Genomic DNA, 25,248 nt, shown 5'->3' with positions numbered 1-25,248 from the left:
GTGATCAGTGCAGGGCCCATTGGCCCGGGCTCAGCGTGAGCACGCCGATGCGCAGGGTGCGGGCGATGAGCGGGTCGGCGCCGTGCCGCGTCAGGTGCTCGAGCAATGCGGCATGGGTGTGGCGGCTGTGGCGCAGCGCCGCCTGCTGGCGCGCCGAGTCGCCGCACAGCACCAGCCGCATCAGGCTCGCATGGGCTTCGCACAGCTGCGCGACGGCCGCGTCGAGCTCACCGCAGTCGACCTGCACGTCGGCGAGGTTCAGGCGGGACACCACCAGTGCCGCGATGCGGTCGTCGATGCGATCGACGCCCGGCTGCTCGATGAGCTCGAGCGCGATGCCGAGTGCCGCCCGGCTTTGAGCCAACGCCGCCGCGAGACGGCCGTCGTTGCGCGAAGCGATCGCCTCGCGCGTGCTGCGCTGCCATTGCCCGAGGGAGGCCACGGCGGGCGGCGGTGCAGAGGGAATCGCGATGCCGAAGTCGGCGGTGGAACGGTTCACGGCAGAAAGCTCCTTTGGAGAGCCCTTTGCGTGAACGGATGTCTTACGTACTCGGGACGATCAAATGATAACGATTCTCATTTGATGCGTCCAGCGAAGCCCCTGGCGACAGAGGCTTCCGCCAGGCTCACTGCGGCTTGGCGAGTCCCAGCTTCTCGATCAGCGCCTTCTCGCGCATGAAGGTAGCCTGCGCGAACTTCGTGTAGTCGGCCGAGCTCATGTAGATCGGCAGCATGTCGTAGCGCCCCAGCGCCGCGACATAGCTCGGCTCCTCCATCGCCTGCTTGAAGGCATCGTGCAGCTTCTTCACGACCTCGGGCGGCGTGCCCTTGGGCGCGCCCAGGCCGAAGGGCGAGTTCTGCACGATGTCGACGCCGACCTCCTTCAGTGTCGGCGCGTCGGGGAACTTGGCCAGCCGCTTCTCGCCCCAGGTGTTGAGCACGCGCAGCTTGCCCGATTCGACCAGCGGCGCGAAACCGGTGGAGTCGGCGATGGCCATCAGGTGGCCGCCGAGCACCGCGGTGGAGAGGTCTGCGCTGCCCTTGTACGGCACGTGCTGCAGCTGGATGCCGAGCTGCTGCGCGATCAGCTCGGTCGTCAGGTGCGGGCTCGTGAGCGTCCCGGTCGAGCCGTAGCTGAGCTTGCCTGGGTTGGCCTTGGCGTAGGCGACGAAATCGCTCCAGGTCTTGAACGGGCTGTCGGCCGGCACCGCAATGCCGAAGGCATAGCCCGTGAGGTTGATCACGTAGCTGATGTCCTTGACCGGGTCCCAGTTGATCTTGGTCGTGTAGGGCAGGCGGAACACGCCCAGCGGGATCTGCGCGATGGTGTAGCCGTCGGCCGGCGCGGTCTGCAGCGCCTGCGCGGGCAGCGTGCCGCCGGCGCCCGGCTTGTTGTCGACCACCACGGGCTGGCCCAGGATCTTCGAGGCGTTGTCGGCCAGCTGCCGCATGGTGATGTCGGTAGGGCCGCCCGCCGGGAACGCGATGATCAGCTTGATCGGTCGGCTCGGAAAAGCTTGCTGCTGCGCGTGGACGGTGGTGGCAGCGGCGGCGGCGCCGAGCAGCGCGGCGCACAGGATGGAACGACGAAACATGGGGCACTCCGGACGGATTCGAATGGCCGAATTGGGCCGCAGGGACATCCGCGCAGCAAGCGGGTATGTCCCCGGTCGGGGTCGCGCGGGTGTCAGCCGGTGTGCGCGCTCAGCCCGCGTGCTGCATGAAGCCGTCGAGCACGTTCACCGCATTGACGCCGACCTCGGCCACCGCGTAGCCGCCCTCGAACACGAACACGGTCGGCAGGCCGGCGCTTGCGAGGTCCTCGCCGATGCGCAGGTAGTCGTCTGTCGCAAGGGCAAAGCCCGCCACCGGATCGCCGGCGAAGGTATCGAGCCCGAGCGAGACCACGAGCGCACCCGGCCTGAATCCGGCAATGCCGCGCAGCGCGAGATGCAGCGCCTCGCGCCAGGCCGCGAAGCCGGTGCCCTTCGGCAGCGGCAGGTTGTGGTTGAAGCCGAAGCCGGCACCCTCGCCGCGTTCGTCGGCATAGCCCAGGTAGTAGGGATATTCGGTGTGCGGGTCGCCGTGCACGCTCGTGAAATGCACGTCGGCCCGGTCGTAGAAGATGGCCTGCGTGCCGTTGCCGTGGTGGTAGTCGATGTCGAGCACCGCCACGCGTTCGATGCCCGCGTCGCGCAGGGCCTGCGCCGCGATCGCCGCATTGTTGAGGAAGCAGTAGCCGCCGAAGAAATCGGCCCCCGCATGATGGCCGGGCGGCCGCGTGAGCGCGAAGGCGGCGCGCTCGCCACCGAGCACGCGCGCCGCCGCCGTCAACGCGCAGCCGGCGCCGGCGCGCGCGGCGGTCCAGGTGCCCGCCGTGAGCGGCGTGCCCGCGTCGTACGAGAACAGGCCCATGCGGGCCGGGAAGCTCGCGGGCAGCACGTCGGCGCGGAAGGTGCGGATCGGCCAGTACGAAGGCAGGGCATCGCGCGTGGTGTTGGCGGGGTCCAGCGCCACCCATTCGTCCCAGGCGCTCGCGAGGAAGTCGAGGTAGCGCGGCGCATGCACGTGCGCAAGCGTCGCGTCATCGAAGGCATCGGGCGTCGTCTCGATGCGTCCGAGCCGGCGCCGCTGCAACTCGTGCAGCACGTGGTCGACCCGCGCGGGCACCTCGAAGCACGGCACCAGCTCGCCTCGGAACATCTCGACCTTGCCGTGGTGGAGGGCGTGCTGGTCGTTGTGGATCGTCAGCATCAGGCCTCCCGCCGCTGCAGCTCCGTCCCCCACAGCGGAAGCGCCAGCACCTCGTGGCGATCGCGCGATCGCGCGAGCACCGGCGCCAGCGCGACCCCGGTGTGCGTGCCGAGCTTCACGACATCCTCGGGCGGCGCCGCCGCCACCACGCGGCCGCCCGCATTGCCACCTTCGGGTCCGAGATCGATCAGCCAGTCGGCCTCGGCGATGACGTCGAGGTCGTGCTCGATCACCACCACGCTGTGGCCGCCGTTGACCAGCCGGTGCAGCACGTGGATCAGCTTCTCGACGTCGGCCATGTGCAGGCCGACCGTGGGCTCGTCGAGCACATAGAGCGTGTGCGGCGCCTTGTTGCCGCGCCGCGTGACGTCGTCGCGCACCTTGCTCAGCTCGGTCACGAGCTTGATGCGCTGCGCCTCGCCACCCGACAGCGTCGGCGAGGGCTGGCCCAGCGTGAGGTAGCCGAGGCCGACGTCCTTCAGCAGCTGCAGCGGATGGCTGATGTTGGGCATCGAGGCGAAGAACTCGACCGCCTCGTCGACCTCCATCTGCAGCACGTCGCCGATGCTCTTGCCGCGCCAGCTCACGGCCAGCGTCTCGGGGTTGAAGCGGGCGCCGTGGCAGACCTCGCACGGCACCTTCACGTCGGGCAGGAAGCTCATCTCGATGGTGCGCACGCCGGCGCCGTCGCAGCCCGGGCAGCGGCCCTCTCCGGTGTTGAAGCTGAAGCGCGCGGGCCCGTAGCCGCGCGCCTTGGCCTCGAGCGTGTCGGCGAACAGCTTGCGGATCGTGTCCCAGAAGCCGATGTAGGTTGCCGGGCAGCTGCGCGGCGTCTTGCCGATCGGCGTCTGGTCGACCTCGAGCACGCGGTCGATGGACTCGTAGCCTTCGACCGCGCTGCAGCCGACCCATTTCGGATGCTTGCCGGCCGCATCGGCATCGCGGCCCGCCTTGGTCATGCGCTGCACGACCACCGCGTACACGTTGGCCAGCAGCACGTCGCGCGCCAGGGTCGACTTGCCCGAGCCGCTGACGCCGGTGACGGCGACCAGCCGGTGCAGCGGCAGCGAGACCGCCACCTCCTTGAGGTTGTGCAGGTCGGCACCGCGCACGCTGAGCCAGTCGGGCGCGCCCGGCTCGGGCAACGGCACCGGACGCCGCGCCTGCAGCGGATGCCTGATCGCATCGCGCAGATAGCGGCCGGTCTGCGAATCGCCCGCGCCCTCGATGTCGGCCACCGTGCCTTCCGCCACCAGCCGGCCGCCGCGCTTGCCCGCGCTCGGGCCGATGTCGATGATGTGGTCGGCCCGGCGGATCGTGTCCTCGTCGTGCTCCACCACCACCAGCGTGTTGCCCTTGTCGCCGAGCTTGTGCAGGGCGTCGAGCAGGATGCGGTTGTCGCGCGCATGCAGGCCGATGGTCGGCTCGTCGAGCACGTAGCAGACGCCCTGCAGGTTGCTGCCGAGCTGCGCCGCGAGCCGGATGCGCTGCGCCTCGCCGCCCGAGAGCGTCGGTGCGCCGCGGTCGAGCGTGAGGTAGCCCAGGCCCACTTCCTCGAGGAACTCGAGCCGGCTCCGGATCTCGGGCACCAGGTCGCGCGCGATCTCGGCCTGTCGGCCTTCGAGCATCAGGCCTTCGAACCAGATGCGGATGTCGGTCACGCTCATGCGCGCGAGCTCGGTGATGCCGATGCCGCCGTCGCCCGCCGCTTCGTCGATCCGGCCGAAGGAGACGGCGCGCGCGGTCGCGTTGAGCCGCGTGCCCTCGCAGGTCGGGCACGCGACATCGCCGACGTCCTCGGCCTCGGGCTCGGCGAAGGTCTGCTCGCGCCCCTTCTGGTCGGCCGCCAGCACCGAGTCGTCGTAGACCTTGCGCTGGTCCTTCGTGAGCTTGACGCCGGTGCCCACGCAATCGGGGCACCAGCCGTGCTTGCTGTTGTAGGAGAACAGCCGCGGATCGAGCTCGGCATAGCTGGTGCTGCAGATCGGGCAGGCACGCAGCGTCGAGAACACATGGGCGTGCCCGATGCCCAGCGTCGGTGCGCCGGCCATCATCGCGGCGCGCAGGCCCGTGAGATCGCTCATCACGTGCACCACGCCCTTGCCATGCTCGAGCGCGCGCGTCAGCGCTTCGCGCAGCGCGGTCTCGTTCGAAGGCAGCACGTCGAGGCTCGCCACCGGCAGCTCGATGCTGTGCTCCTTGAAGCGGTCGATGCGCGGGAAGCCGGTGGTCGGCAGGAACTCGCCATCGACCCGCAGATGGGTGTAGCCGCGCGGCCGCGCCCAGTCGGCCAGCTCGGTGTAGACGCCCTTGCGGTTGCTGACCAGCGGCGCCAGGAGGCCGATGTGCTGGCCCTTGAAGCTCTTCAGCAGCTGGGCCGCGATGCTGTCGGGCGTCTGCGGCTGCACCGCGGCGCCGTCGTGGATGCAGTGCTGGATGCCGAGCTTGACGTAGAGCAGGCGCAGGAAGTGCCAGACCTCGGTGGTGGTGCCGACCGTGCTCTTGCGGCCGCCGCGCGACAGGCGCTGCTCGATCGCCACCGTGGGCGGAATGCCGTAGACCGCATCGACCTCGGGCCGGCCCGCGGGCTGCACGATGCTGCGCGCGTAGGCGTTGAGCGATTCGAGATAGCGGCGCTGGCCTTCGTTGAACAGGATGTCGAAGGCCAGCGTCGACTTGCCCGAGCCGCTGACGCCCGTGACCACGCTGAACTTGCCGCGCGGAATGTCGACCGACAGGTTCTTGAGGTTGTGCTCGCGGGCGTTGACGATCTGGATCGCCTCCCTGCCCGGCCCGGGCACCGCACGCGCCGCGTACGAACGCGCGGCGCGCTCGGCGACCTTGTAGGCGCCGGGGCCGATCGCCAGTTCGTAGTCGGCCAATGCCGCGCCCGTGAGCGAGTCGGGGTTCTCGCGCACCTGCTCGGGCGTGCCGACCGCGACCACCCGGCCGCCGCCCTCGCCGCCTTCGGGGCCGAGGTCGACGATCCAGTCGCTGGCGCGGATGACGTCGAGGTTGTGCTCGATCACGACCAGCGAATGGCCGGCGTCGAGCAGCTTGCGCAGCGCCCGCATGAGGCGCGCGATGTCGTCGAAATGCAGGCCGGTGGTCGGTTCGTCGAACAGGAACAGCGTGCCCTTGCGCGCCAGCGGCTGCTTGCTGCTGCTGCCGCTCTTGGCCGCCTCGGCCAGGAAGCCGGCCAGCTTCAGGCGCTGCGCCTCGCCGCCGCTCAGGGTCGGCACCGGCTGTCCCAGCTTCACGTAGTCGAGACCGACGTCGACGATCGGCTGCAGCACGCGCAGCACCTCGCGGTCGGCACCGAAGGCCTCGGCCGCCTCGGCCACGGTGAGGTCGAGCACGGCGGCCACGTTGAGCTGGCGGCCGGCGCGCTCGATCGTCACCTCGAGGATCTCGGGCCGGTAGCGCTGGCCGTCGCAATCGGGGCAGCGCAGGTAGACGTCCGAGAGGAACTGCATCTCCACGTGCTCGAAGCCCGAGCCGCCGCAGGTCGGGCAGCGGCCGTCGCCGCTGTTGAAGCTGAACTTCGAGGCCGTGTAGCCACGCTGGCGCGCCAGTGCCGCGGTGGCGAAGATCTCGCGGATCGCGTCCCAGGCACCGACGTAGCTGGCGGGGTTCGAGCGTGCGGTCTTGCCGATCGGCGACTGGTCGACGAAGACCACGTCGCTCAGGTGATCGGCGCCCAGCAGGCGGTCGTGTGCGCCCGGCGTCTCGGTGGCCTTGCCGAAGTGGCGCATCAGCGCGGGCGCCAGCACGTCCTGCACCAGCGTCGACTTGCCCGAACCGCTGACGCCCGTGATGCAGACCAGCCGCGACAGCGGCAGCTCGACCGTGACGTCCTGCAGGTTGTGCTCGCGCGCGCCCTCGAGGATCAGGCGCGGCGTGTTGTCGCTCACCATGCGTCGAAAGCCCATGCCGATCTGCTTGCGTCCGCCCAGGTACTGGCCGGTGAGCGTGTCGGCATCGCGCAGCGCATCGGTGCTGCCGTCGAACACGATCTGGCCGCCCCGTATGCCGGGGCCGGGGCCCATGTCGATCACGCGGTCGGCGGCCAGCATCACGGCCGGATCGTGCTCGACAACCACCAGCGTGTTGCCGGCATCGCGCAGCCGCAGCATCGCCTCGGTGATGCGGTTCATGTCGCGCGGATGCAGGCCGATGCTGGGCTCGTCGAGCACGAACAGCGTGTTGACGAGCGAAGTGCCGAGCGCGGTCGTCAGATTGATGCGCTGCACCTCGCCGCCCGACAGCGTGCGGCTCTGGCGGTCGAGCGTGAGGTAGCCGATGCCGACGTCGTGCAGGTAGCGCAGCCGGGTCGTGATCTCCTCGAACAGCAGCTTGAGCGCCTGCAGCTCGCCTTCGCTGGCGCCGCTGTCGTTGCCATGGCTCTCGATGCCGTCGAACAGGCGCCGCAGCCGCTCGATCGGCAGCAGCATCAGGTCGTGAAGGCACAGGCCCGGCAGCGCCTCGAGCTGCGCGCGGCTCCACTTCATGCCGACCGGCATGAAGCGCTTCGCGGGTGCCAGCACCGCATCGGCGTCTTCCTTGCTGCCGATGCGCCACTGCAGGCTCTCTGGCTTGAGCCGGGCGCCCGCGCACGCCGGGCACGGCGTGTAGCTGCGGTACTTCGACAAGAGCACGCGGATGTGCATTTTGTAGGCCTTGCTTTCGAGGTAGCCGAAGAAGCGGCGCACGCCATACCACTGCTGGTTCCACTTGCCCTTCCAGTTCGGCGAGCCCTCGATCACCCAGTGCTGCTGCTCGGGCGTGAGCTTGTTCCATGGCGTGTCGCGCGGAATGCCGGCCGCCTCGGCATGGCGCATGAGGTCGTCCTGGGCCTCCTTCCAGGCTGGCGTCTGGATGGTCTTGATCGCGCCGGCGCGCAGGGTGAGCCGGTCATTCGGAATCACCAGGCCGAGATCGACGCCGATCACGCGACCGAAGCCGCGGCAGGTCTCGCAGGCACCGACCGCCGAATTGAACGAGAACATCGAGGGAATCGGGTCGGCATAGCGGATGTCGCTCTCGGGGCAGTGCAGGCCGGTGGAGAACTTCCAGACTTCGGTTGCCCCCCCTTCCTGGGCCGGCACCGCATGGACCGTGAGCCGTCCGCTGCCGCGCTTCAACGCCACCTCGATCGCCTCGATCACGCGTGCGCGCTCGGCGTTCGCCATGCGGAAGCGGTCGGCCACCACGTCGAGCACCTTGCGCGGGCCGGTCGGCGTCGCGATCTCGCGCTCGGCCTGCACGCGCGTGAAGCCGCTAGCCGACAGCCACTGCGTCACCTCGTCGGCCGAGGTGCTGGCCGGCAGTTCGACCGGGAAGGTCAGCACCACGCGGGGATCGCCGGCGGCCGCGGCACGCGCCAGCAGTTCGGCATAGATCGAATCGGGCGAGTCGTGCCGAACCGGCAGCGCGGTCTCGCGGTCGAACAGCCGGCCGGCGCGCGCGAACAGCAGCTTCAGGTGGTCGTTGAGCTCCGTCATCGTGCCGACCGTCGAGCGCGACGAGCGCACCGGGTTGGTCTGGTCGATCGCGATCGCGGGCGGAACGCCCTCCACCTTGTCGACCGCGGGCTTGTCCATGCGGTCGAGGAACTGGCGCGCGTAGGCCGAGAAGGTCTCGACGTAGCGGCGCTGGCCTTCGGCGTAAAGCGTGTCGAACACCAGGCTCGACTTGCCCGAGCCGCTCGGGCCCGTGACCACCGTCATCTCGCCGGTGCGGATGTCGAGGTCGAGATTCTGGAGATTGTGCTGACGCGCACCGCGTATCCGGATGGAGCCCTGTGTCATGAATGCCTTGGGGGTGGGGCAGACATTCTAGGAACACCGGCGTGACAGGCCGGTGCGCTACCGGATGCTCCAGCGCAGCGCAGGGACTTCGCAGGGGCGCACGCTTACAAGAGGAAACAGGAGCGCGCCGCAGCGCGCCTGACGCCTCTTACTTGGCCGGGGCTGGCGCCGCCGGGGCCGCGGCGGGCGCCTCGGCCGGCGCATGCAGGGCGTCGCCCCCGTGCTTCTCGCCCGACATGTCGACGCTGCCGCCGGCCTTGCTCAGCACGTACATCACGATGGCCGCGAAGATGACGAAGCCGACGATGATCTTCCACATGTTTCAAGTCTCCTGAATTGTTCAAGAAAAAGGCCTCGCGCCGCGGGGGCGCGAAGCCTCTTTGTTGAACCGAGGGCCGGATGGCCCTCGTTCGTGCAGACGGTCAGTCGTTGGCGTAGATGTCGACGTCCTTGGTCTCGCGGATGAAGATGGTACCGACCACCAGCGTGATCGCGGCGATCACGATCGGGTACCAGAGGCCGTTGTACATGTTACCGGTGCTGGCCACGATCGCGAAGGCGGTGGTGGGCAGCAGGCCGCCGAACCAGCCGTTGCCGATGTGGTACGGCAGGCTCATCGAGGTGTAGCGGATGCGGGTCGGGAACAGTTCGACCAGCATGGCGGCGATCGGGCCGTAGACCATGGTCACCAGCAGCACCAGCCAGAACAGAAGCACCACGGTCATGACCTTGTTGATCTGCGCCGGGTCGGCCTTGGTCGGGTAGCCAGCGGCCTTGAGCTGCTCGGCCACGTTCTTCTTGAAGGCCGCGATCTCCTTGGCCGAAGCCTCGTCGAACTTGCTGTTGACCACGTTGCCGGTAGGCGCCGTGATGGTCGCGGAACCGATCTTGACGACGGCGGGCGAGCCGGCAGGACCGTCGGCGCGCTCGTAGCTCACCGAGTTCTGCACCAGGTAGCGCTTGGCGATGTCGCAGGAGCTGCTGAAGTCGATCTCGCGAGCCACCGGGTTGCCCTGGAACGAGCAGGAACGCGGATCGGCGGTCACCGTGACGCCGGCCGTGGCCTGCGCGCGGGCCAGTGCGGGGTTGGCGTTCTCGGTCAGCATCTTGAATACCGGGAAATAGGTCACGATGGCCAGCAGGCAGCCGGCCATGATGATGGGCTTGCGGCCGATCTTGTCCGACAGCGTGCCGAAGACCACGAAGAACGGCGTGCCGAGCAGCAGCGCGGCAGCGATCATCAGGTTGGCGGTGGTCGCATCGACCTTGAGCTGTTGCGTCAGGAAGAACAGCGCGTAGAACTGGCCCGTGTACCAGACCACGGCCTGGCCGGCGGTCAGGCCCACCAGCGCCAGGATCACGATCTTGAGGTTCTTCCACTCGCCGAAGGATTCGGACAGCGGTGCCTTCGAGGTCTTGCCCTCGGCCTTCATCTTCTGGAAGGCCGGCGATTCGGACAGCGAGAGGCGGATCCACACCGAGATGGCGAGCAGCAGGATCGAGACCAGGAACGGAATGCGCCAGCCCCACTCGGCGAAGGCGGCTTCACCGAGGCCTTCACGCACGCCCAGGATCACCAGCAGGCTCAGGAACAGGCCGAGCGTGGCGGTGGTCTGGATCCACGAGGTGTAGGCGCCGCGCTTGCCGTGCGGCGAATGCTCGGCCACGTAGGTGGCTGCACCGCCGTACTCGCCGCCGAGCGCGAGGCCCTGCAGCATGCGCAGCGCGATCAGGATCACGGGCGCCGCGACGCCGATGGTCGCGTAGCTGGGCAGCAGGCCGACGATGAAGGTCGACAGGCCCATGATCAGGATGGTCACGAGGAAGGTGTACTTGCGACCGATCATGTCGCCGAGGCGGCCGAACACGATGGCACCGAACGGACGCACCAGGAAACCGGCCGCGAAGGCCAGCAGCGCGAAGATGAAGGCCGCACCCGCGTCCAGGCCGCTGAAGAACTGGCGCGCGATGACCGCGGCGAGCGAGCCGTAGAGGTAGAAGTCGTACCACTCGAATACGGTCCCGAGCGACGAGGCGAAGATGACCTTCTTCTCCTCCGGGGTCATGGGCCGGGGAACTGCCGCTCCCCGCGAATCTAGTGTGGCTGCCATGTCGTCTCCTGTAAGAAATATCCACCCACGGCGTGGGCTGACGCATTCTTGGAGTGACGACTGACCCGAGGCTGTCGCGAAACTGAACCGTTGCTGACGGATTAAGGTCAAACCCGCGGACGACGTTTCGGATTGTAAGAAAACTACCGAATGTTGCTGCGCAGCAGTGAAGGTCGCTGGTCGGCGCCCTCCCAATCGGGCCCGTCGAACCACGGATCGCCCTGCAGGAAGCCGCGCAGCATCGGCAGGCCGTCGAAGCCCCAGAAGACCCGTCCGTCGACCTCGATGGCCGGCACGCCGAAGACGCCGCGCGCGACTGCTTCATCGACATTGGCCCGGAGCTGGGCCTTGACCTCATCGCCTGCAGGATCGCGCAGCAGTTGCAGCGAAGCCGCCAGCGCGGCCAGGCGCGCCGCATCGCCTGCTTCGCCCGCGCTTTGCCAGACGTCGCCGAAGATGCGCTCGGCCACGTGCCGGCTGATGTCGCCATCGTCGGTGGTGGCGAGCGCGAGCCGCAGGTGCGGCAGCGGGTTGTAGGGATGGCTGGCCGGCATGCGGATCGGAATGCCGTGCGCATGGCCGAGCCACAGCGCATGCCGGTAGGTCCAGCTGCGCTTGGAGGGAATCTCGGCCGGACCGAGCTGGCCATGGTGCTTGAGCAGTGCGCCCAGCAGCAGCGGCCGGTAGGCGACGCTGTAGCTGAGGCCCTCGAGTGCCTGCGGCAGGCGTTCGAAGGCCAGGTAGGCGTAGGGCGAGATGAAGTCGAGATGGAAGGTCAGGTGCTTCATGCGGGTTCCTGGTCGATGGCGGCGCCGAAGCCGGCCGCGGCGCGCAGTTCGATGGCGCGCCAGACGCTGCGCTTGCCGGCATCGTCCATGCGGCCCCAGCCCGCGATCTCGGGCAGGGTGCGCAGGCAGCCTTCGCAGAATCCGCTCGCCGCGTCCATGCGGCAGATCGAGATGCAGGGCGACGGCAGGTCGGCCGCCAGCGAGCGTGCAGCTGCCGCGCGCCGGGCCAGTTCGAGCGGCTGCAGGCCGGTCCTGAAGGCGCTCGCGGCGTTCACACCACGTCCGCGACCGGTGCGCCGGTCAGGCCTTCGAGGTCCTGCGGCCGCAGCCGCACCACGGCATGCGGATGCCCGGCCGCAGCCCAGACGTCATCGAAGCGGAACAGCTCGCGGTCGATCAGCATCACGGGCGGCGTGGCATGCGCGAAGGGCGAGACGCCGCCGATCGAGAAGCCGGTGCGCGCCTTGACGAAATCGGCATCGGCACGGCCCAGGCGGCCGACCAGTGCCTCGACCTTCTTCTCGTCGACACGGCGGTCGCCCGAGGTCACGACCAGCACCGCGACATCGTCCGCCTTGCGGCGGAAGACGATGCTCTTGGCGATCTGGCCCAGCGCGATGCCGAGCGCATCGGCCGCCTGCTGCGCGGTGCGGGCAGCGTCGTCGAGCATCTGCGGCGCGTGCGCATGGCCGCGTTGATGCAGCAGACGCGCGACGCGCTGCACGCCTTCGGGCAGGGATGTCAGTTCGGCGCCGCACATGTCAGCCGAGGCGCTTGTTGCGGATCGCCTTCGAGGCGCGCGAATTGGGCTCGCGCCCGAGCGCCTCGCTGATGTAGACGCCGGCATCGATCAGCCGATCGAGATCGATGCCGGTCTCGATGCCCATGCCCTGCAGCATGTAGACCACGTCCTCGGTCGCCACGTTCCCGGTGGCCCCCTTGGCGTAGGGGCAGCCACCCAGCCCGGCGGACGAGGACTGGAAGTTCCAGACCCCCAGCTCGAGCGAGGCCAGCGTGTTGACCAGCGCCTGCCCGTAGGTGTCGTGGAAGTGGCCCGAGACGCGGTCCACCTCGAAGTGCGCCAGCGTGGCCTCCATGGCAGCCCGCACCTTGCGCGGCGTGCCGACGCCGATGGTGTCGGCCACGTCCACCCGCTGCACGCCGATGTCCTTCATCAGCCTGGCCAGCATGCCGACGCGCTCGGGTGCGATCTCGCCCTCGTAGGGACATCCCACCGTGCACGACATGGCGCCACGCACCGCAATGCCCTGCTCGCGCGCCGCCGCCACCACCGGCGCGAAGCGCTCGATGCTCTCGGCGATCGAGCAGTTGATGTTCTTCTGGCTGAAGGCCTCGCTGGCGGCGCCGAAGACCACGATCTCGTCGGGCCACTCGGCGCGCGGCGCAGCCAGCGCGGCTTCGAGGCCCTTCATGTTGGGCGTCAGCACCGAGTAGCGCACGCCGGCCTTGCGCCGGATGCCGTGCATCACCTCGGCGTTGTCGGCCATCTGCGGCACCCACTTGGGCGAGACGAAGCTCGTGACCTCGATCTCCGTCAGGCCCGCATCCTGCAGGCGGTGCACGAGTCCGATCTTGATCTCGGCCGAGACCGGCTGCTTCTCGTTCTGGAGGCCGTCGCGCGGGCCGACGTCGACGATCCTGACGCGTGGGGGGAGTTTCATGTCCGTCTCTCTGGGGAAGGAATCAGTATCCGCGTTTCGCATCGACCACACCAGCCACGGGCTCTCCGCGATCGAGCGCCCGGATCTTGGTCGCGATCTGCGCGATCGAGGTGTCGCGCTCGGTGCGGGCCGAGCCGTGCGGCGTCACCGCGATCTTCGGGTGCGACCAGAACGCATGGCCCGCGGGCAGCGGCTCGACATCGAAGACGTCGAGCGTCGCGCCCGCGAGCTGGCCGCTGTCGAGCAGCGGGATCAGGTCGTCGTCGACCAGGTGCGCGCCGCGCGCGACGTTGATCAGGTAGCCGCCCGGACGTCCGTCGTTCAGCTTCGACAGCGTGCCGCCGTTCAGGATGCCGTGCGTCTCGTCGGTCAGCGGCAGCAGGTTCACGAGCACGCGGCTCGCGGACAGGAAGTCGTCGAACTGCGCGGCGCCCGCGAAGCCGCGCACGCCATCGATCCGCTTGGGCGAGCGGCTCCAGCCGTTCACGGGAAATTCGAACTGCGCGACCGCCCTGGCCACGCGCTCGCCGAGCACGCCGAGTCCCATCACGCCGACCGCGAAATCCTTGCGCTCGCGCGGCTTGCGGTAGCTCCATCGCCCGGCGCGCGACTCCGACTCGTAGGCATCGAATTCGCGGAAATGGCGGATCAGGAAATGGCAGACGTACTCGGCCATCTGCACCGACATGCCGGCGTCGTCGAGCCGCACCACGCGGGTGGCCGGTGGCAGGCGCAGCCGGAGCAGCGCGTCGACGCCCGCGCCGATGTTGAAGAGGCCGCGCAGACCGGGTTGCTCGTCGATGAAGGCCTGGGGCGGCGCCCACACCACCGCGTGGTCGGCTGGCGCGGCACCCGGCGCCCAGTCTTCGACCTCTGCCTCGGGCAGCGCGGCGCGCAGGCCCCGGACCCAGGGCTCGGCGCGGGTGTCGGTCAGGCAGGTGAGGATGCGCAGGCGTGATGTCGTCATGCCGCAAACTTAGTTAAACGGCGATGCGCAACAGCTCCGAGCCCTCGGTCACCTGGTCGCCGGGCGCGTAAAGAAGCTCCTCGACCGTGCCGTCGGCGGGGGCCGCGATCGTGTGCTCCATCTTCATCGCCTCCATCACCGCGAGCGGCTGGCCGCGGCTGACCTTGTCGCCGGCCTTGACCGCGAAGGAGACCACCTTCCCGGGCATCGGCGCGGTGAGCCGGCCGCCTTCGGCCTGGGTCTCGCCGGCGTGCGCGAGGCGGTCGATGGCGACGATGCGGGTCGCACCGGCGGCACCGAACACGTGGGCCGTATCCTCGTCCTGGTAGACCGTGAGCGTATGGCGCTTGCCGTCGAATTGCAGCTCGAGTTCGCCGTCCGCGAAGGCGCCGATGATGAGCGGGCCGCTGACTTCGCCGACCTGCAGCCACAGCGCGCCGTCGTGCAGGTAGCGAAGTTCGGCCTTCTCGGCCTGGCCGCGGAACTCGAATTCAAAGGGCCGGGTCGCGACGCCATGCGACTGCCAGCCGTCGCGGCGGCTGAACGGATCGGCCGTGGCAGTGGCCGCCTCGGCCAGCAGCGTGCGGGCGATCGAAGCCGCGGCCGCGAGCGGCAGGCCCAGCGGCTCCTGGTCGAACAGCACGGCGCGCTCGCGCTCGATCAGCGCGGTGTCGAGCTTCGCATTCGCGAACGAATCGGTGCGCAGCACGCCGCGCAGGAACTGGACGTTGGTCGCGACGCCGACGATGTGGGTCTGGGCCAGCGCCAGGTCGAGCCGGGCCAGCGCTTCCTCGCGCGTGGCGCCGTGCACGATCAGCTTGGCGATCATCGAGTCGTAGAACGGCGAGATCACGCCGCCCTCGCGCACGCCGTCGTCGATCCGCACGCGGCTGCGCTGGAAGGCCGTGGCCTGCGGCTTGCGATAGATGCGCAGCGTGCCGGTGGCGGGCAGGAAGTTGTTGTCGGGGTTCTCGGCGCAGATGCGCGCCTCGATCGCATGGCCGTGGATCTGCAACTGGTCCTGCTTCAGGGGCAGCGCCTCGCCGGAGGCCACGCGCAATTGCCATTCCACGAGGTCGAGGCCGGTGATGGCTTCGGTCACGGGATGCTCCACCTGCAAGCGCGTGTTCATCTCCATGAAGAAGAAATTCATCTCGTCGCTGCCGCGCTGCTCGACGATGAATTCCACCGTGCCTGCGCCGACGTAGTTCACGGCACGTGCTGCAGCCACCGCGGCCTCGCCCATCTGCCGGCGCATGGCCTCGGTCATGCCGGGCGCCGGCGCTTCCTCGAGCACCTTCTGGTGGCGCCGCTGCACCGAGCAGTCGCGCTCGAACAGGTAGACGTAGTTGCCCTGCGTGTCGCCGAAGACCTGGATCTCGATGTGGCGCGGCCGCTGCACGTACTTCTCGATCAGCACCGCATCGTCGCCGAAGCTGTTGATCGCCTCGCGCTGGCACGAGGCGAGTGCGGCGGCGAAGTCGGCCGACTGCTCGACCACGCGCATGCCCTTGCCACCCCCACCGGCGCTGGCCTTGATCAGCACCGGGTAGCCGATGCGGTCGGCCTCGCGCTGCAGCAGGGCCGGGTCCTGGTCGCTGCCGTGGTAGCCGGGCACCAGCGGCACGCGGGCCTTCTCCATGAGCTGCTTCGATTCGGCCTTGAGGCCCATGGCCTTGATCGCCGAAGGCGGCGGGCCGATGAACACCAGTCCGGCGTCGGCGCAGGCCTGCGCGAACTCCTCGTTCTCGCTCAGGAAGCCGTAGCCCGGATGCACCGCCTCGGCGCCGGAGGCCTTGGCAGCCTCGAGGATCTTCTCCCAGCGCAGGTAGCTTTCCTTCGGCGCGCTGCCGCCGAGGTGCACCGACTCGTCGCAGGCGCGAACGTGGTTGGCGTGCGCGTCGGCATCGGAGTACACGGCGACCGTGCGGATCGCCATGCGGCGCGCGGTGGCGGCCACGCGGCAGGCGATTTCACCTCTATTGGCGATCAGGATTTTCTTGAACATTCGATGAGTCTCCAGGAGGATTCTTCTTGAGCCGGAACGCGGAGACCACGCCAGGATCGGGGCGGCCGCTGAAGATGCGTGCCAGGCGGCCGAACAGGGATCTGAGGAAGCGCCAGCTCTTGCCGATCAGCCAGACGCTGAGCGCGAGCACGGCGACGAACAGCAGGCCGAAGGCCAGCGGATGCGCGACCGCGAGCCACAGGCCGACAGGCACGGCCGTGTCCTCGACCAGCGAGGCGCCGACGTTGCTGAAGGGCTCTGGCGAGGTGTTGATCGCGGCGCGCGTGGTCGCCTTGGCCGCATGGGCCGTGGCCGCGAAGCCGCCGCCGAGCAGCGCCGCCACCAGCGCCATCGCCGCATGGTCGGCGCCGAACACACCGGCCGCGAGCGCGGCACCGGCCGGGATGCGGATCACGGTGTGGACCATGTCCCAGATCGAATCGAGGCCCGGGATCTTGTCGGCGAAGAACTCGACGAAGACCATGAAGCCGCTGACCCCCAGCACCAGCGGATGCGCCAGCAGCTGCAGGCCGGCCGGCAGCGGCATCCAGCCCAGGTAGCCCGCCAGGCCGACCAGCAGCACCACGAGGTAGAGCCGCACGCCGCTCGCCCAGCCCAATGCCGCGGCCAGCGCGAGCAGTTGCGGCATGTCGAGAGCGTTCATCGTCGGCGCCTTGCGGGCTCAGCTCGTCAGCCAGTTCGGCTTGCGCTTCTGCAGGAACGACTGCACGCCTTCGCGGCCCTCGTCGCTGGCGCGGATGTCGGCGATGCCCTCGACCGTCTTCGCGACCAGCGCATCGTCGATCTCGCGGCCGGCCACGTCGGCGATGAGGGACTTGCAGGCGCGCACCGCGGCCGGGCTGGCGCCGGTCAGCGCCTTGACGATCTCGGCCACCTTGGCGTCGAGCGCGTCGGCAGCCACCACCTCGTGCACGAAGCCGATGCGGTGCGCCTCGACGGCGCCGAAGCGCTCGGCCGTGAGGAACCAGCGCTGCGCGGCGCGCGTGCCCATCGCACGCAATACATAGGGACTGATCGTGGCCGGCACCAGGCCGATGCGGACTTCGCTCAGGCAGTACCAGGCCGTGTCGACGCTGACCGCGATGTCGCAGGCCGCGACCAACCCCATGCCGCCCGCATAGACGTCGCCCTGCACGCGCGCGATGGTCGGCTTGGGGCAGTCGGCGATGGTGCGCAGCATCGCGGCCAGCTTGCCGGCGTCGGCGACGTTCTCGTCGCGCGTGTAGTCGGCCATGCGCCGCATCCAGTTGAGGTTGGCGCCGGCGCAGAAGGCCGGGCCGTTGGCCCCCAGCACGATCGCCCGCACCTGCGGCGCCGCACCGGCTTCGGTGAAGGCGCGCGTCAGTTCGGCGATCACCGTGTCGTCGAAGGCATTGCGGGCGTCGGGCTGGTCGAGCCAGATGCGCGCGACCGCACCCTCGACGGACAGCGTCAGCGTGTTGAAGGGCGTGCTCATCGGCTTCGGGCTTCCTGTTGCAGCAATTGGACCCAGTCCAGCTCGGCGCCGGGCAGCACCATCGCGGTCAGCGCGGCGGTCAGCTGGCCGCGGTGGTGGGTCGCGTGGTTGAAGACATGGCCGAGTGCGGGCGCGAACGGAATCCGCACTTCTTCGCCGTTGTTGCGCGTGTAGCAAAGCTCGCCGTCGTAGCGCCCGGCCGGCAGCGTTTCGAGCCATGGGCTCCAGCGCGTGACCGCCACGCCGAGCGCCTCGCAGACCGTGGCGCGGTCGACGTGCAGTTCGGTGTCGAGCGGCAGCCTCAGCGATCGGCCCTCGGCAAAGCGCGCGAACCAGATGTCGTCGGTCAGCAGCAGGTGGTTGACCGTGCGGTGCACCGAATGGAAGAACAGGCCGCAGTCGCGATGCCAGTCGGCGTCCGACACGGTCGCGAGATTGGAGGCGATCAGCTTCTGCGTCGCCCAGACGTGATAGCGCGCCAGGCTCGCAAAGTAGTTCGGCAGCGACATCGCGGCGGTCCTTTCCTCACATGCGGAAGATGCCGAACTTCGGCTCGGGGATCGGCGCGTTGCGCGATGCCGCCAGGCCCAGCGCGAGCACGCGCCGCGTGTCGGCCGGATCGATGATGCCGTCGTCCCACAGCCGCGCGGTGGCGTAGTAGGGATGGCCCTGGACCTCGTACTGCTGGCGGATCGGCGACTTGAAGGCTTCTTCCTCGTCGGCGCTCCACTGCCCGCCCTTGGCCTCGATGCCGTCGCGCTTGACCGTGGCCAGCACGCTGGCCGCCTGCTCGCCGCCCATCACGCTGATGCGCGCGTTGGGCCACATCCAGAGAAAGCGCGGCGAGTAGGCCCGGCCGCACATGCCGTAGTTGCCGGCGCCGAAGCTGCCGCCGATGATGATCGTGAACTTGGGCACGTTGGCCGTGGCAACCGCGGTCACCATCTTGGCGCCGTGGCGCGCGATGCCTTCGTTCTCGTACTTGCGCCCGACCATGAAGCCCGTGATGTTCTGCAGGAACACCAGCGGCGTCTTGCGCTGGCAGCACAGCTCGATGAAGTGCGCGCCCTTCTGCGCCGATTCGCTGAACAGGATGCCGTTGTTGGCGACGATGCCGACCGGCATGCCCTCGATCTCGGCGAAGCCGCAGACCAGCGTGCTGCCGAAGCGCGACTTGAACTCGTGGAACTCGCTGCCGTCGACCACGCGCGCGATGATCTCGCGCACGTCGAAGGGCTTGCGCGTGTCGGTGGGGATCACGCCGTAGAGCTCCTCGGCCGGGAGGGCCGGGGCGCGCACGGAGGCGGCCGGTGCTGCGGGAGCCTTCGGTGCGTTGAGGTTCGCCACCGCCGCCCGCGCCAGCGCGAGCGCGTGCAGGTCGTTCTGCGCCAGGTGGTCGGCCACGCCCGACAGCCGCGTGTGGACGTCGCCGCCGCCCAGGTCTTCGGCCGTGACGACCTCGCCGGTGGCTGCCTTCACGAGCGGCGGGCCGCCCAGGAAGATCGTGCCCTGGTTCTTCACGATGATGCTTTCGTCGCTCATCGCCGGCACGTAGGCGCCGCCCGCGGTGCACGAACCCATCACGACCGCGATCTGGGCGATGCCCTGCGCGCTCATGTTGGCCTGGTTGTAGAAGATGCGGCCGAAATGGTCCCGGTCCGGGAAGACCTCGTCCTGGTTCGGCAGGTTGGCACCGCCGGAATCGACCAGGTAGATGCAGGGCAGGCGGTTCTGCTCGGCGATCTCCTGCGCCCGCAGGTGCTTCTTCACCGTGACCGGGTAGTAGGTGCCGCCCTTCACGGTGGCGTCGTTGCAGACGATCATGCAGTCGACTCCGCTGACCCGGCCGATGCCCGCGATCAGGCCGGCACCGGGCGCGGCGCCGTGGTACATGGCATGCGCGGCGAGCGGCGCCACCTCGAGGAAGGGCGTGCCCGGGTCGAGCAGCTGCGCCACGCGGTCGCGCGGCAGCAGCTTGCCGCGGGCCGTGTGCTTGCTGCGCGCGGCCTCGCCGCCGCCGGCCTCCACCTTCGCGAACTGCTGGTGCAGGTCGTCGACCAGCGCGCGCATGGCGCTCGCGTTGGCCTGGAAATCCGCCGAGCGGGCGTTGAGTTTGCTTTCCAGCTTCATGGGGCCCCCACGCTCGGCACTGTCGTGTCCTCGCTGCCCCCCGAAGGGGCGCGAACTTGCTTGAAGCGGTTCTGCGCTGCGTTCATGCGGTCTTGTCCTCGTCCAGCCCGAGCTGGTGTTTCATTGCTTCACGAATCCTGAACTTCTGGATCTTGCCCGTGACCGTCATCGGGAACTCGGTCACGAACTCGATGTAGCGCGGCACCTTGTAGTGCGCGATCTGGCCCTTGCAGAAGTCGCGCACCTCGTCGGCGCTCACGCTCTGGCCCGGCTTGGCGATGATCCAGGCGCACAGCTCCTCGCCGTACTTCCTGTCGGGCAGGCCGACCACCTGCACGTCCTGCACCTTGGGGTGGCGGTAGAGGAATTCCTCGATCTCGCGCGGGTAGATGTTCTCGCCGCCGCGGATCACCAGGTCCTTGATGCGGCCGACGATGTTGACGTAGCCCTCGTCGTCCATGGTCGCGAGGTCGCCGGTGTGCATCCAGCCATCGGCATCGATCGCCTCGCGCGTGCGCGCCTCGTCTTCCCAATAGCCGTGCATCACCGAATAGCCGCGGGTGCAGAACTCGCCCGAGGCACCGCGGGGCACGAGCTCGCCCGTGACCGGATCGATGATCTTGATCTCCAGGTGCGGCTGCACCGTGCCGACGGTGGAGACGCGCTTGGCCAGCGGCGTGTCGGTCGAGCTCTGGCAGCTCACCGGGCTGGTCTCGGTCATGCCGTAGGCGATCGTGATTTCGCCGAGGTGCATCTGATCGACCACCCGCTTCATGACCTCGGTCGGGCACGGCGAGCCGGCCATGATGCCGGTGCGCAGCGTGCTGAAGTCGAACTCGGCGAAGCGCGGATGGTCAAGCTCGGCGATGAACATGGTGGGCACGCCGTGCAGGCCGGTGCATTTCTCGTCCTGCACCGTCTGCATCACGGTCAGCGGGTCGAAGCCGTCGTTCGGATAGACGATGGTGGCGCCGTGCGTGAGGCAGGCAAGGTTGCCCAGCACCATGCCGAAGCAGTGGTAGAGCGGCACCGGGATGCAGAGCCGGTCGACCGCCGTGAGCTTCATGCACTCGCCGATGAAGAAGCCGTTGTTGAGGATGTTGCGGTGCGTGAGCGTCGCGCCCTTCGGAAAGCCCGTGGTGCCGCTGGTGAACTGGATGTTGACCGGGTCGGTGGCCTTGAGCGTCTTCGCGATCGCGCCGACCTGCGGGTCGTCGGCGTTGCCGCTCTCGAGCAGGCTCGAGAAGCGCAGCAGGCCCGGCAGCTCGCCGCTGTCGGCCGGCGTGTCGATCCAGGCCACCGTGCGCAGGTGCGGCAGGCGCGCCGCCTCCAGCGCGCCGGGCGTGGCCGCGGCCAGCTCGGGTGCCAGTTCGCGCAGCATGCCGACGTAGTCGCTGGTCTTGAAGTGCTTCATCGTCACCAGCGCCTTGCAAGCGACCTTGTTGAGCGCGTATTCGAGCTCGGAGGTGCGGTAGGCCGGGTTGATGTTGACCAGGACGATGCCGACCTTGGCCGTGGCCAGCTGCATCAGCACCCAGGGCGCGTTGTTGTGCGACCAGATGCCCACGCGATCACCGGGCGCCAGGCCCAGGCCCAGCAGCGCGCTGGCCAGGCGGTCGGCCTCGCGCTGCAGTTCGCGGTAGCTGTAGCGCTTGCCTTCGTGCACGCTCACGAGCGCCTCGTGATCGCCCTGGCGGGCCGCCATGTCGTCGAAGAAGTCGCCGATGGTCTGCTCGATCAGCGGCACGTCGGTGGCGCCCTGCGCCTGGCTCGGCATCGCGGTCATGGCGCGGTCCTCAGGCCGTCTCGTTGTAGAGCTCGCGGCCGATCAGCATGCGGCGGATCTCGCTGGTGCCGGCGCCGATCTCGTAGAGCTTGGCGTCGCGCCACAGGCGTTCGACCGGAAAGTCCTTGGTGTAGCCCACGCCGCCGAGCGCCTGGATCGCCTCGCCGGCCATCCAGGTCGCCTTCTCGGCCGAATACAGGATGGCGCCGGCCGCATCCTTGCGGAAGGTGCGCGCATGGTCGTTGCGGTCGCAGGCCTTGCCGACCGCGTAGACGTAGGCCCGCGTGGCCTGCCAGGTCGAGTACATGTCGGCCAGCTTGCCCTGCATGAGCTGGAACTCGCCGATGCTCTGGCCGAACTGCTGGCGCTCGTGCACGAAGGGCAGCACCGCGTCCATGCAGGCCGCCATGATGCCGAGCGGGCCGCCCGAGAGCACCGCGCGTTCGAAGTCGAGGCCGCTCATGAGCACCTTGGCACCCAGGCCCTCGCCGCCCAGCACGTTTTCCTCGGGCACCTCGCAGTTGTCGAAGAACAGCGGATAGGTGTTGGAGCCGCGCATGCCGAGCTTGTCGAGCTTGGTGCCGGCCGAGAAGCCCTTGAAGCCCTTCTCGACGATGAAGGCCGTCATGCCGCGCGCGCCCATCTCGGGCTCGGTCTTGGCGTAGATGACCAGCGTGTCGGCATCGCCGCCGTTGGTGATCCACATCTTGCCGCCGTTGAGCACGTAGCGGTCGCCCTTCTTCTCGGCGCGCAGCTTCATGCTCACGACATCGGAGCCGGCATTGGGCTCGCTCATGGCGAGCGCGCCGACGTGCTCGCCGCTCACCAGCTTGGGCAGGTACTTCGCCTTCTGCGCCTCGCTGCCGTTGCGGTGGATCTGGTTCACGCACAGGTTGGAGTGGGCGCCGTACGAGAGCCCGACCGAGGCGGAGGCGCGCGAGACCTCCTCCATCGCGACGATGTGAGCGAGGTAGCCGAGCTCGGTGCCGCCGTATTCCTCCTTCACGGTCATGCCGTGCAGGCCGAGGTCGCCGAGCTTCTTCCAGAGGTCGGCCGGGAACAGGTTGTCGCTGTCGATGTCGGCGGCGCGCGGCGCAATCTCGTCGGCAACGAAGTCCTGGATGGCATGGCGCAGCGAATCGATGGTCTCGCCGAGGTCGAAGTTCAGGCCGGGATCGTGCATGGGTTTTGTCTCCTGGGTCGTCGGGCGGCGGCGCCATTCGGCCGCGCGGAAAGCGCAGCTTACGCCGTGTGCCGGTTCAATTGGCGCCACAATGGTTGCAAATCGCGCCAGTCAAACCACAGACGATGACGACATCCCCCTTGCGCAGCAGCCGCCGTGCCGCCACCCCGATGGCCTTCGTCCAGGCGATCGTGCGGGGGTACGAGCGCTACGGCGTGAACCCGGCAGAGGCCCTCGCGCAGGCACAGATCGCGCCGCGCGATCTCGCCGATCCACAGGCACGCGTCACGGCCTTGCAGTTCGAGCTGCTGTCGGGCTTCGCGATGCAGCAGCTCGACGACGAGGCGCTCGGATGGTTTTCGCGCCGGCTGCCCTGGGGCAGCTACGGCATGCTGTGCCGGGCCTCGCTCGGCGCACCCGACCTCGGCGTGGCGATCAGGCGCTGGTGCCGCCACCTGCGGCTGCTGGTCGGCGACATCACGCTCGACCTGGCGGTGGCGAACGGACGCGCCACCGTGTCCATCGCCGAGCACCGAGCCCTCGGCGACTTCCGGGAGTTCTGCCTGGTTTCGAACCTGCGCTTTCTGCATGGCTATGCCAGCTGGGCCATCGATTCGCGCGTCTCGCTGATGGACGCCGCCTTTCCGTTCGATGCGCCGCCGCACCGCGAGGCCTACCCGCTGATGTTCGGCGAGCAGGTGCGCTTCGGCGCCGCCCGGGCCAGCTACAGCTTCGATCCGCGCTACCTCGCGATGCCGCTGCGGCGCGACGAGGCGGCGCTGCGCACCATGCTTCGGCGCGCGCTGCCGCTCACGGTGCTGCAGTACCGGCGCGACCGCCTGCTCGGCCAGCGCGTGCGCGAGCTGCTGCGCACGCGCGGCACCGAGGCCGCGACCGCAGAGGGACTGGCCACCCTGCTGAACCTGTCGAGCCGCACGCTGCACCGGCAGTTGCAGGAAGAAGGCCTGTCGCTGCAGGCGCTCAAGGACGAGATCCGGCACGAGGCGGCAGCCGAGCAGCTGCGCCGCACCGACCGGCCGATCAAGCAGATCGCACTGGCCGTGGGCTTTCGCAACGAGAAGAGCTTCTCGCGCGCGTTCCGGGCCTGGTCCGGCCTGGCGCCCGGGGCCTTCCGGCGCCAGCGCGCGGCCGCACCCAGCGACGCACCCTAGTCGGGCTTTGCGCCGAGCGCTTTCTTGAGGGCCAGGAAATCGGGCGAGCGCTGCAGCACGCTGCGGCCGGCCGCGATCAGGCGCGTCACCTCGTCTTCGGTGATCGAGAACGCGGTCGGCACCTGCATCAGGCGCAGGCGCAGCTCGCCCTCGGCCGCATCGCGCAGATTGACCTGCACCACGTGGATCTGCGCATCGGAGGCGAAGGCGTCGAAGCCCTCGGGGCTGCGGGTCTTCAGGTCCTCGCGCCATTGCCGCGCGGTGTCGAGCAGGAACTCCTGGGTCTCGAGCGTCGAGCGGGCGCCGGCGCCGAACAGCAACGTGTCGGCCACGCTCCGGATGCCGGGCACGCGGCCACTCTGGTCGATGTTCTGAGCCGGGTCGCGGGCCGCATTGACGCTGATCACGATCAGCTTCTGCACGCTGCCGCGCGGGATGCCCACCTCCTCGAAGCTCTCGCGCAGCCCGCCGCCGACCAGCGCGCGGTCGAGCAGCCGCCGCACCGCGAGGTTGTCGGCCACGCCGCCGTCGACCAGGTGGATGAACGGACGGGCCTGGGAATCGAGATAGCTGTTGGCCTGCATGCGGAACATGCGGGCGCGGTAGTTGTCGCCGCCGCGCATCGCGAGCCGCGGCACGATGCCGCGGTCGCGGCAGTCCTGCGAGTAGTTCTTGAGCGTCAGCGGGCTCAGCAGGATCGGCACCGCGGACGAGGCGGCCACCGCGAACGACAGCGGCACGCTCTGCAGGTCGGAGCAGATCAGCTCGAACTGGTCGGACGTGAATTCGAAGGGCGTGCCCAGCGACATGTCGGTGGCCGCGATCACCAGCTGCGGATGGCGCGTGTTGCGTTCGATGTCGGCGTAGGTCTTGCCCTCGTAGATCTCGTCGAGCCGGCGCGCCAGCAGGTGCGTGCGGCCGTACCAGGGGGAGGTCAGGTCATAGAGGCTGCCGGGGCGGAGCGCCTGCAGGATCAGGCTGTTCTGGAAGTTCTGGCGCAGGAAGTCGCGCTCGAAATCGGGCAGCTTGTCGGCGCCGAAGGCCGCGTAGTAGGCCGCCAGGATGCTGCCGCCCGAGACGCCGCTGATGACGTCGGTGGCATCGAGCAGATCGGAATTGCGGCCGTTCAGCTGGAACTTGGTGCGTCGCAGTTCCTCGAGCACGCCGTAGCCGAAGGCGGCCGCGCGCGCACCGCCGCCCGAGAGGGCGACGGCCACGAGGATGGTCGGGTCGCGGCCCGACTCGGGCGCCATGATGGCGGCCGGCGACGGCGCAGCGGCCGCCAGCGGCTCGTTGACCCAGGGCCTGAGTGACGAGCAGCCCGCCAGGCAGGCCGCGATCAGCAGGCCGCAGAGTGCGCGCAGGCCGTGCATGGGCCGG

General features: G+C 69.1%; 20 protein-coding genes. 1 reads left to right on the top strand and 19 read right to left on the bottom strand.

All coding sequences use genetic code 11. The features are described from left to right. Nucleotides 1-4 precede the first annotated feature (4 nt). From QTH87_RS07610 to QTH87_RS07525, 18 genes are all read right to left on the bottom strand, one after another. Entirely contained in the window at nucleotides 5-499 is a 495-nt protein-coding gene (locus QTH87_RS07610) for a DUF2753 family protein (protein ID WP_286608246.1), read from the bottom strand. Between the two features lie 127 nt (nucleotides 500-626). Further along, a complete protein-coding gene (locus QTH87_RS07605) occupies nucleotides 627-1,595 on the bottom strand; it encodes a tripartite tricarboxylate transporter substrate binding protein (RefSeq protein WP_286608244.1) in 969 nt (322 codons plus the stop codon). 109 nt (nucleotides 1,596-1,704) lie between these two features. Further along, the gene (locus QTH87_RS07600) at nucleotides 1,705-2,754 is read right to left on the bottom strand and encodes a histone deacetylase family protein (RefSeq protein WP_286608243.1); all 1,050 of its coding nucleotides are present in this window, start codon (nucleotides 2,752-2,754) and stop codon (nucleotides 1,705-1,707) included. After that, nucleotides 2,754-8,564, bottom strand: coding sequence for an excinuclease ABC subunit UvrA (gene uvrA, locus QTH87_RS07595; protein WP_286608241.1), 5,811 nt, complete (start codon nucleotides 8,562-8,564; stop codon nucleotides 2,754-2,756). The genes QTH87_RS07600 and uvrA overlap by 1 nt, the downstream gene beginning before the upstream one ends. A 148-nt stretch (nucleotides 8,565-8,712) precedes the next feature. Further along, nucleotides 8,713-8,883, bottom strand: coding sequence for a hypothetical protein (locus QTH87_RS07590; protein ID WP_286608239.1), 171 nt, complete (start codon nucleotides 8,881-8,883; stop codon nucleotides 8,713-8,715). Nucleotides 8,884-8,986: 103 nt separating this feature from the next. After that, on the bottom strand, nucleotides 8,987-10,675 hold the full coding sequence (locus QTH87_RS07585) for an MFS transporter (RefSeq protein WP_286608230.1): 1,689 nt from the start codon (nucleotides 10,673-10,675) through the stop codon (nucleotides 8,987-8,989). Between the two features lie 143 nt (nucleotides 10,676-10,818). Then, nucleotides 10,819-11,463 (bottom strand): 2-hydroxychromene-2-carboxylate isomerase, encoded by a 645-nt coding sequence (locus QTH87_RS07580; protein ID WP_286608228.1) that lies wholly within the window; start codon nucleotides 11,461-11,463, stop codon nucleotides 10,819-10,821. Then, nucleotides 11,460-11,738 carry a DUF1289 domain-containing protein gene (locus QTH87_RS07575; protein WP_444812756.1) on the bottom strand — a complete coding sequence of 93 codons (279 nt, stop codon included), beginning with the start codon at nucleotides 11,736-11,738 and terminating at the stop codon, nucleotides 11,460-11,462. The genes QTH87_RS07580 and QTH87_RS07575 overlap by 4 nt, the downstream gene beginning before the upstream one ends. Further along, nucleotides 11,735-12,223, bottom strand: a complete 489-nt coding sequence (locus QTH87_RS07570; protein WP_286608226.1) for a YbaK/EbsC family protein — start codon at nucleotides 12,221-12,223, stop codon at nucleotides 11,735-11,737. Before QTH87_RS07570 ends, QTH87_RS07575 begins: the two co-directional genes overlap by 4 nt. 1 nt (nucleotide 12,224) lies before the next feature. Continuing rightward, entirely contained in the window at nucleotides 12,225-13,145 is a 921-nt protein-coding gene (locus QTH87_RS07565; protein WP_286608224.1) for a hydroxymethylglutaryl-CoA lyase, read from the bottom strand. 22 nt (nucleotides 13,146-13,167) lie between these two features. Continuing rightward, nucleotides 13,168-14,112 (bottom strand): 2-hydroxyacid dehydrogenase, encoded by a 945-nt coding sequence (locus QTH87_RS07560; RefSeq protein WP_444812755.1) that lies wholly within the window; start codon nucleotides 14,110-14,112, stop codon nucleotides 13,168-13,170. A gap of 13 nt (nucleotides 14,113-14,125) precedes the next feature. Beyond that, the gene (locus QTH87_RS07555; protein ID WP_286608222.1) at nucleotides 14,126-16,120 is read right to left on the bottom strand and encodes an acetyl/propionyl/methylcrotonyl-CoA carboxylase subunit alpha; all 1,995 of its coding nucleotides are present in this window, start codon (nucleotides 16,118-16,120) and stop codon (nucleotides 14,126-14,128) included. Next, nucleotides 16,092-16,784, bottom strand: a complete 693-nt coding sequence (locus tag QTH87_RS07550; RefSeq protein ID WP_286608221.1) for a DUF4126 domain-containing protein — start codon at nucleotides 16,782-16,784, stop codon at nucleotides 16,092-16,094. The genes QTH87_RS07555 and QTH87_RS07550 overlap by 29 nt, the downstream gene beginning before the upstream one ends. A gap of 18 nt (nucleotides 16,785-16,802) precedes the next feature. Continuing rightward, nucleotides 16,803-17,597, bottom strand: a complete 795-nt coding sequence (locus QTH87_RS07545; RefSeq protein WP_286608220.1) for an enoyl-CoA hydratase/isomerase family protein — start codon at nucleotides 17,595-17,597, stop codon at nucleotides 16,803-16,805. Further along, complete coding sequence (locus QTH87_RS07540) at nucleotides 17,594-18,106, bottom strand: DinB family protein (protein WP_286608219.1); 513 nt, start codon at nucleotides 18,104-18,106, stop codon at nucleotides 17,594-17,596. The genes QTH87_RS07545 and QTH87_RS07540 overlap by 4 nt, the downstream gene beginning before the upstream one ends. A 16-nt stretch (nucleotides 18,107-18,122) precedes the next feature. Continuing rightward, complete coding sequence (locus QTH87_RS07535) at nucleotides 18,123-19,727, bottom strand: carboxyl transferase domain-containing protein (protein ID WP_286608217.1); 1,605 nt, start codon at nucleotides 19,725-19,727, stop codon at nucleotides 18,123-18,125. Nucleotides 19,728-19,809: 82 nt separating this feature from the next. Next, entirely contained in the window at nucleotides 19,810-21,513 is a 1,704-nt protein-coding gene (locus QTH87_RS07530; protein WP_286608215.1) for an AMP-binding protein, read from the bottom strand. A gap of 10 nt (nucleotides 21,514-21,523) precedes the next feature. Next, nucleotides 21,524-22,696, bottom strand: a complete 1,173-nt coding sequence (locus QTH87_RS07525) for an isovaleryl-CoA dehydrogenase (protein ID WP_286608213.1) — start codon at nucleotides 22,694-22,696, stop codon at nucleotides 21,524-21,526. A 125-nt stretch (nucleotides 22,697-22,821) separates the two neighbouring features. On the opposite strand from QTH87_RS07525, the gene QTH87_RS07520 reads away from it, so the two are divergent. Next, the gene (locus QTH87_RS07520) at nucleotides 22,822-23,868 is read left to right on the top strand and encodes an AraC family transcriptional regulator (protein WP_286608210.1); all 1,047 of its coding nucleotides are present in this window, start codon (nucleotides 22,822-22,824) and stop codon (nucleotides 23,866-23,868) included. Here QTH87_RS07520 and QTH87_RS07515 read toward each other — a convergent pair. Then, on the bottom strand, nucleotides 23,865-25,241 hold the full coding sequence (locus QTH87_RS07515) for a patatin-like phospholipase family protein (protein ID WP_286608209.1): 1,377 nt from the start codon (nucleotides 25,239-25,241) through the stop codon (nucleotides 23,865-23,867). The genes QTH87_RS07520 and QTH87_RS07515 overlap by 4 nt on opposite strands. Between the last annotated feature and the right edge of the window lie 7 nt (nucleotides 25,242-25,248).

Origin of the sequence: Variovorax jilinensis (genome assembly GCF_030316885.1) — a bacterium.
Classification (GTDB): domain Bacteria; phylum Pseudomonadota; class Gammaproteobacteria; order Burkholderiales; family Burkholderiaceae_C; genus Variovorax; species Variovorax jilinensis.
This window is presented reverse-complemented; position numbering and strand designations above follow the sequence as displayed.

Coding starts and splice junctions, on each gene's coding strand:
- QTH87_RS07605 (WP_286608244.1), bottom strand. CDS start 1,595: ATGTTTCGTCGTTCCATCCTGTGCGCCGCGCTGCTCGGCGCCGCCGCC.
- QTH87_RS07600 (WP_286608243.1), bottom strand. CDS start 2,754: ATGCTGACGATCCACAACGACCAGCACGCCCTCCACCACGGCAAGGTC.
- uvrA (WP_286608241.1), bottom strand. CDS start 8,564: ATGACACAGGGCTCCATCCGGATACGCGGTGCGCGTCAGCACAATCTC.
- QTH87_RS07590 (WP_286608239.1), bottom strand. CDS start 8,883: ATGTGGAAGATCATCGTCGGCTTCGTCATCTTCGCGGCCATCGTGATG.
- QTH87_RS07585 (WP_286608230.1), bottom strand. CDS start 10,675: ATGGCAGCCACACTAGATTCGCGGGGAGCGGCAGTTCCCCGGCCCATG.
- QTH87_RS07580 (WP_286608228.1), bottom strand. CDS start 11,463: ATGAAGCACCTGACCTTCCATCTCGACTTCATCTCGCCCTACGCCTAC.
- QTH87_RS07570 (WP_286608226.1), bottom strand. CDS start 12,223: ATGTGCGGCGCCGAACTGACATCCCTGCCCGAAGGCGTGCAGCGCGTC.
- QTH87_RS07565 (WP_286608224.1), bottom strand. CDS start 13,145: ATGAAACTCCCCCCACGCGTCAGGATCGTCGACGTCGGCCCGCGCGAC.
- QTH87_RS07560 (WP_444812755.1), bottom strand. CDS start 14,112: ATGACGACATCACGCCTGCGCATCCTCACCTGCCTGACCGACACCCGC.
- QTH87_RS07555 (WP_286608222.1), bottom strand. CDS start 16,120: ATGTTCAAGAAAATCCTGATCGCCAATAGAGGTGAAATCGCCTGCCGC.
- QTH87_RS07550 (WP_286608221.1), bottom strand. CDS start 16,784: ATGAACGCTCTCGACATGCCGCAACTGCTCGCGCTGGCCGCGGCATTG.
- QTH87_RS07545 (WP_286608220.1), bottom strand. CDS start 17,597: ATGAGCACGCCCTTCAACACGCTGACGCTGTCCGTCGAGGGTGCGGTC.
- QTH87_RS07540 (WP_286608219.1), bottom strand. CDS start 18,106: ATGTCGCTGCCGAACTACTTTGCGAGCCTGGCGCGCTATCACGTCTGG.
- QTH87_RS07535 (WP_286608217.1), bottom strand. CDS start 19,727: ATGAAGCTGGAAAGCAAACTCAACGCCCGCTCGGCGGATTTCCAGGCC.
- QTH87_RS07530 (WP_286608215.1), bottom strand. CDS start 21,513: ATGACCGCGATGCCGAGCCAGGCGCAGGGCGCCACCGACGTGCCGCTG.
- QTH87_RS07525 (WP_286608213.1), bottom strand. CDS start 22,696: ATGCACGATCCCGGCCTGAACTTCGACCTCGGCGAGACCATCGATTCG.
- QTH87_RS07520 (WP_286608210.1), top strand. CDS start 22,822: ATGACGACATCCCCCTTGCGCAGCAGCCGCCGTGCCGCCACCCCGATG.
- QTH87_RS07515 (WP_286608209.1), bottom strand. CDS start 25,241: ATGCACGGCCTGCGCGCACTCTGCGGCCTGCTGATCGCGGCCTGCCTG.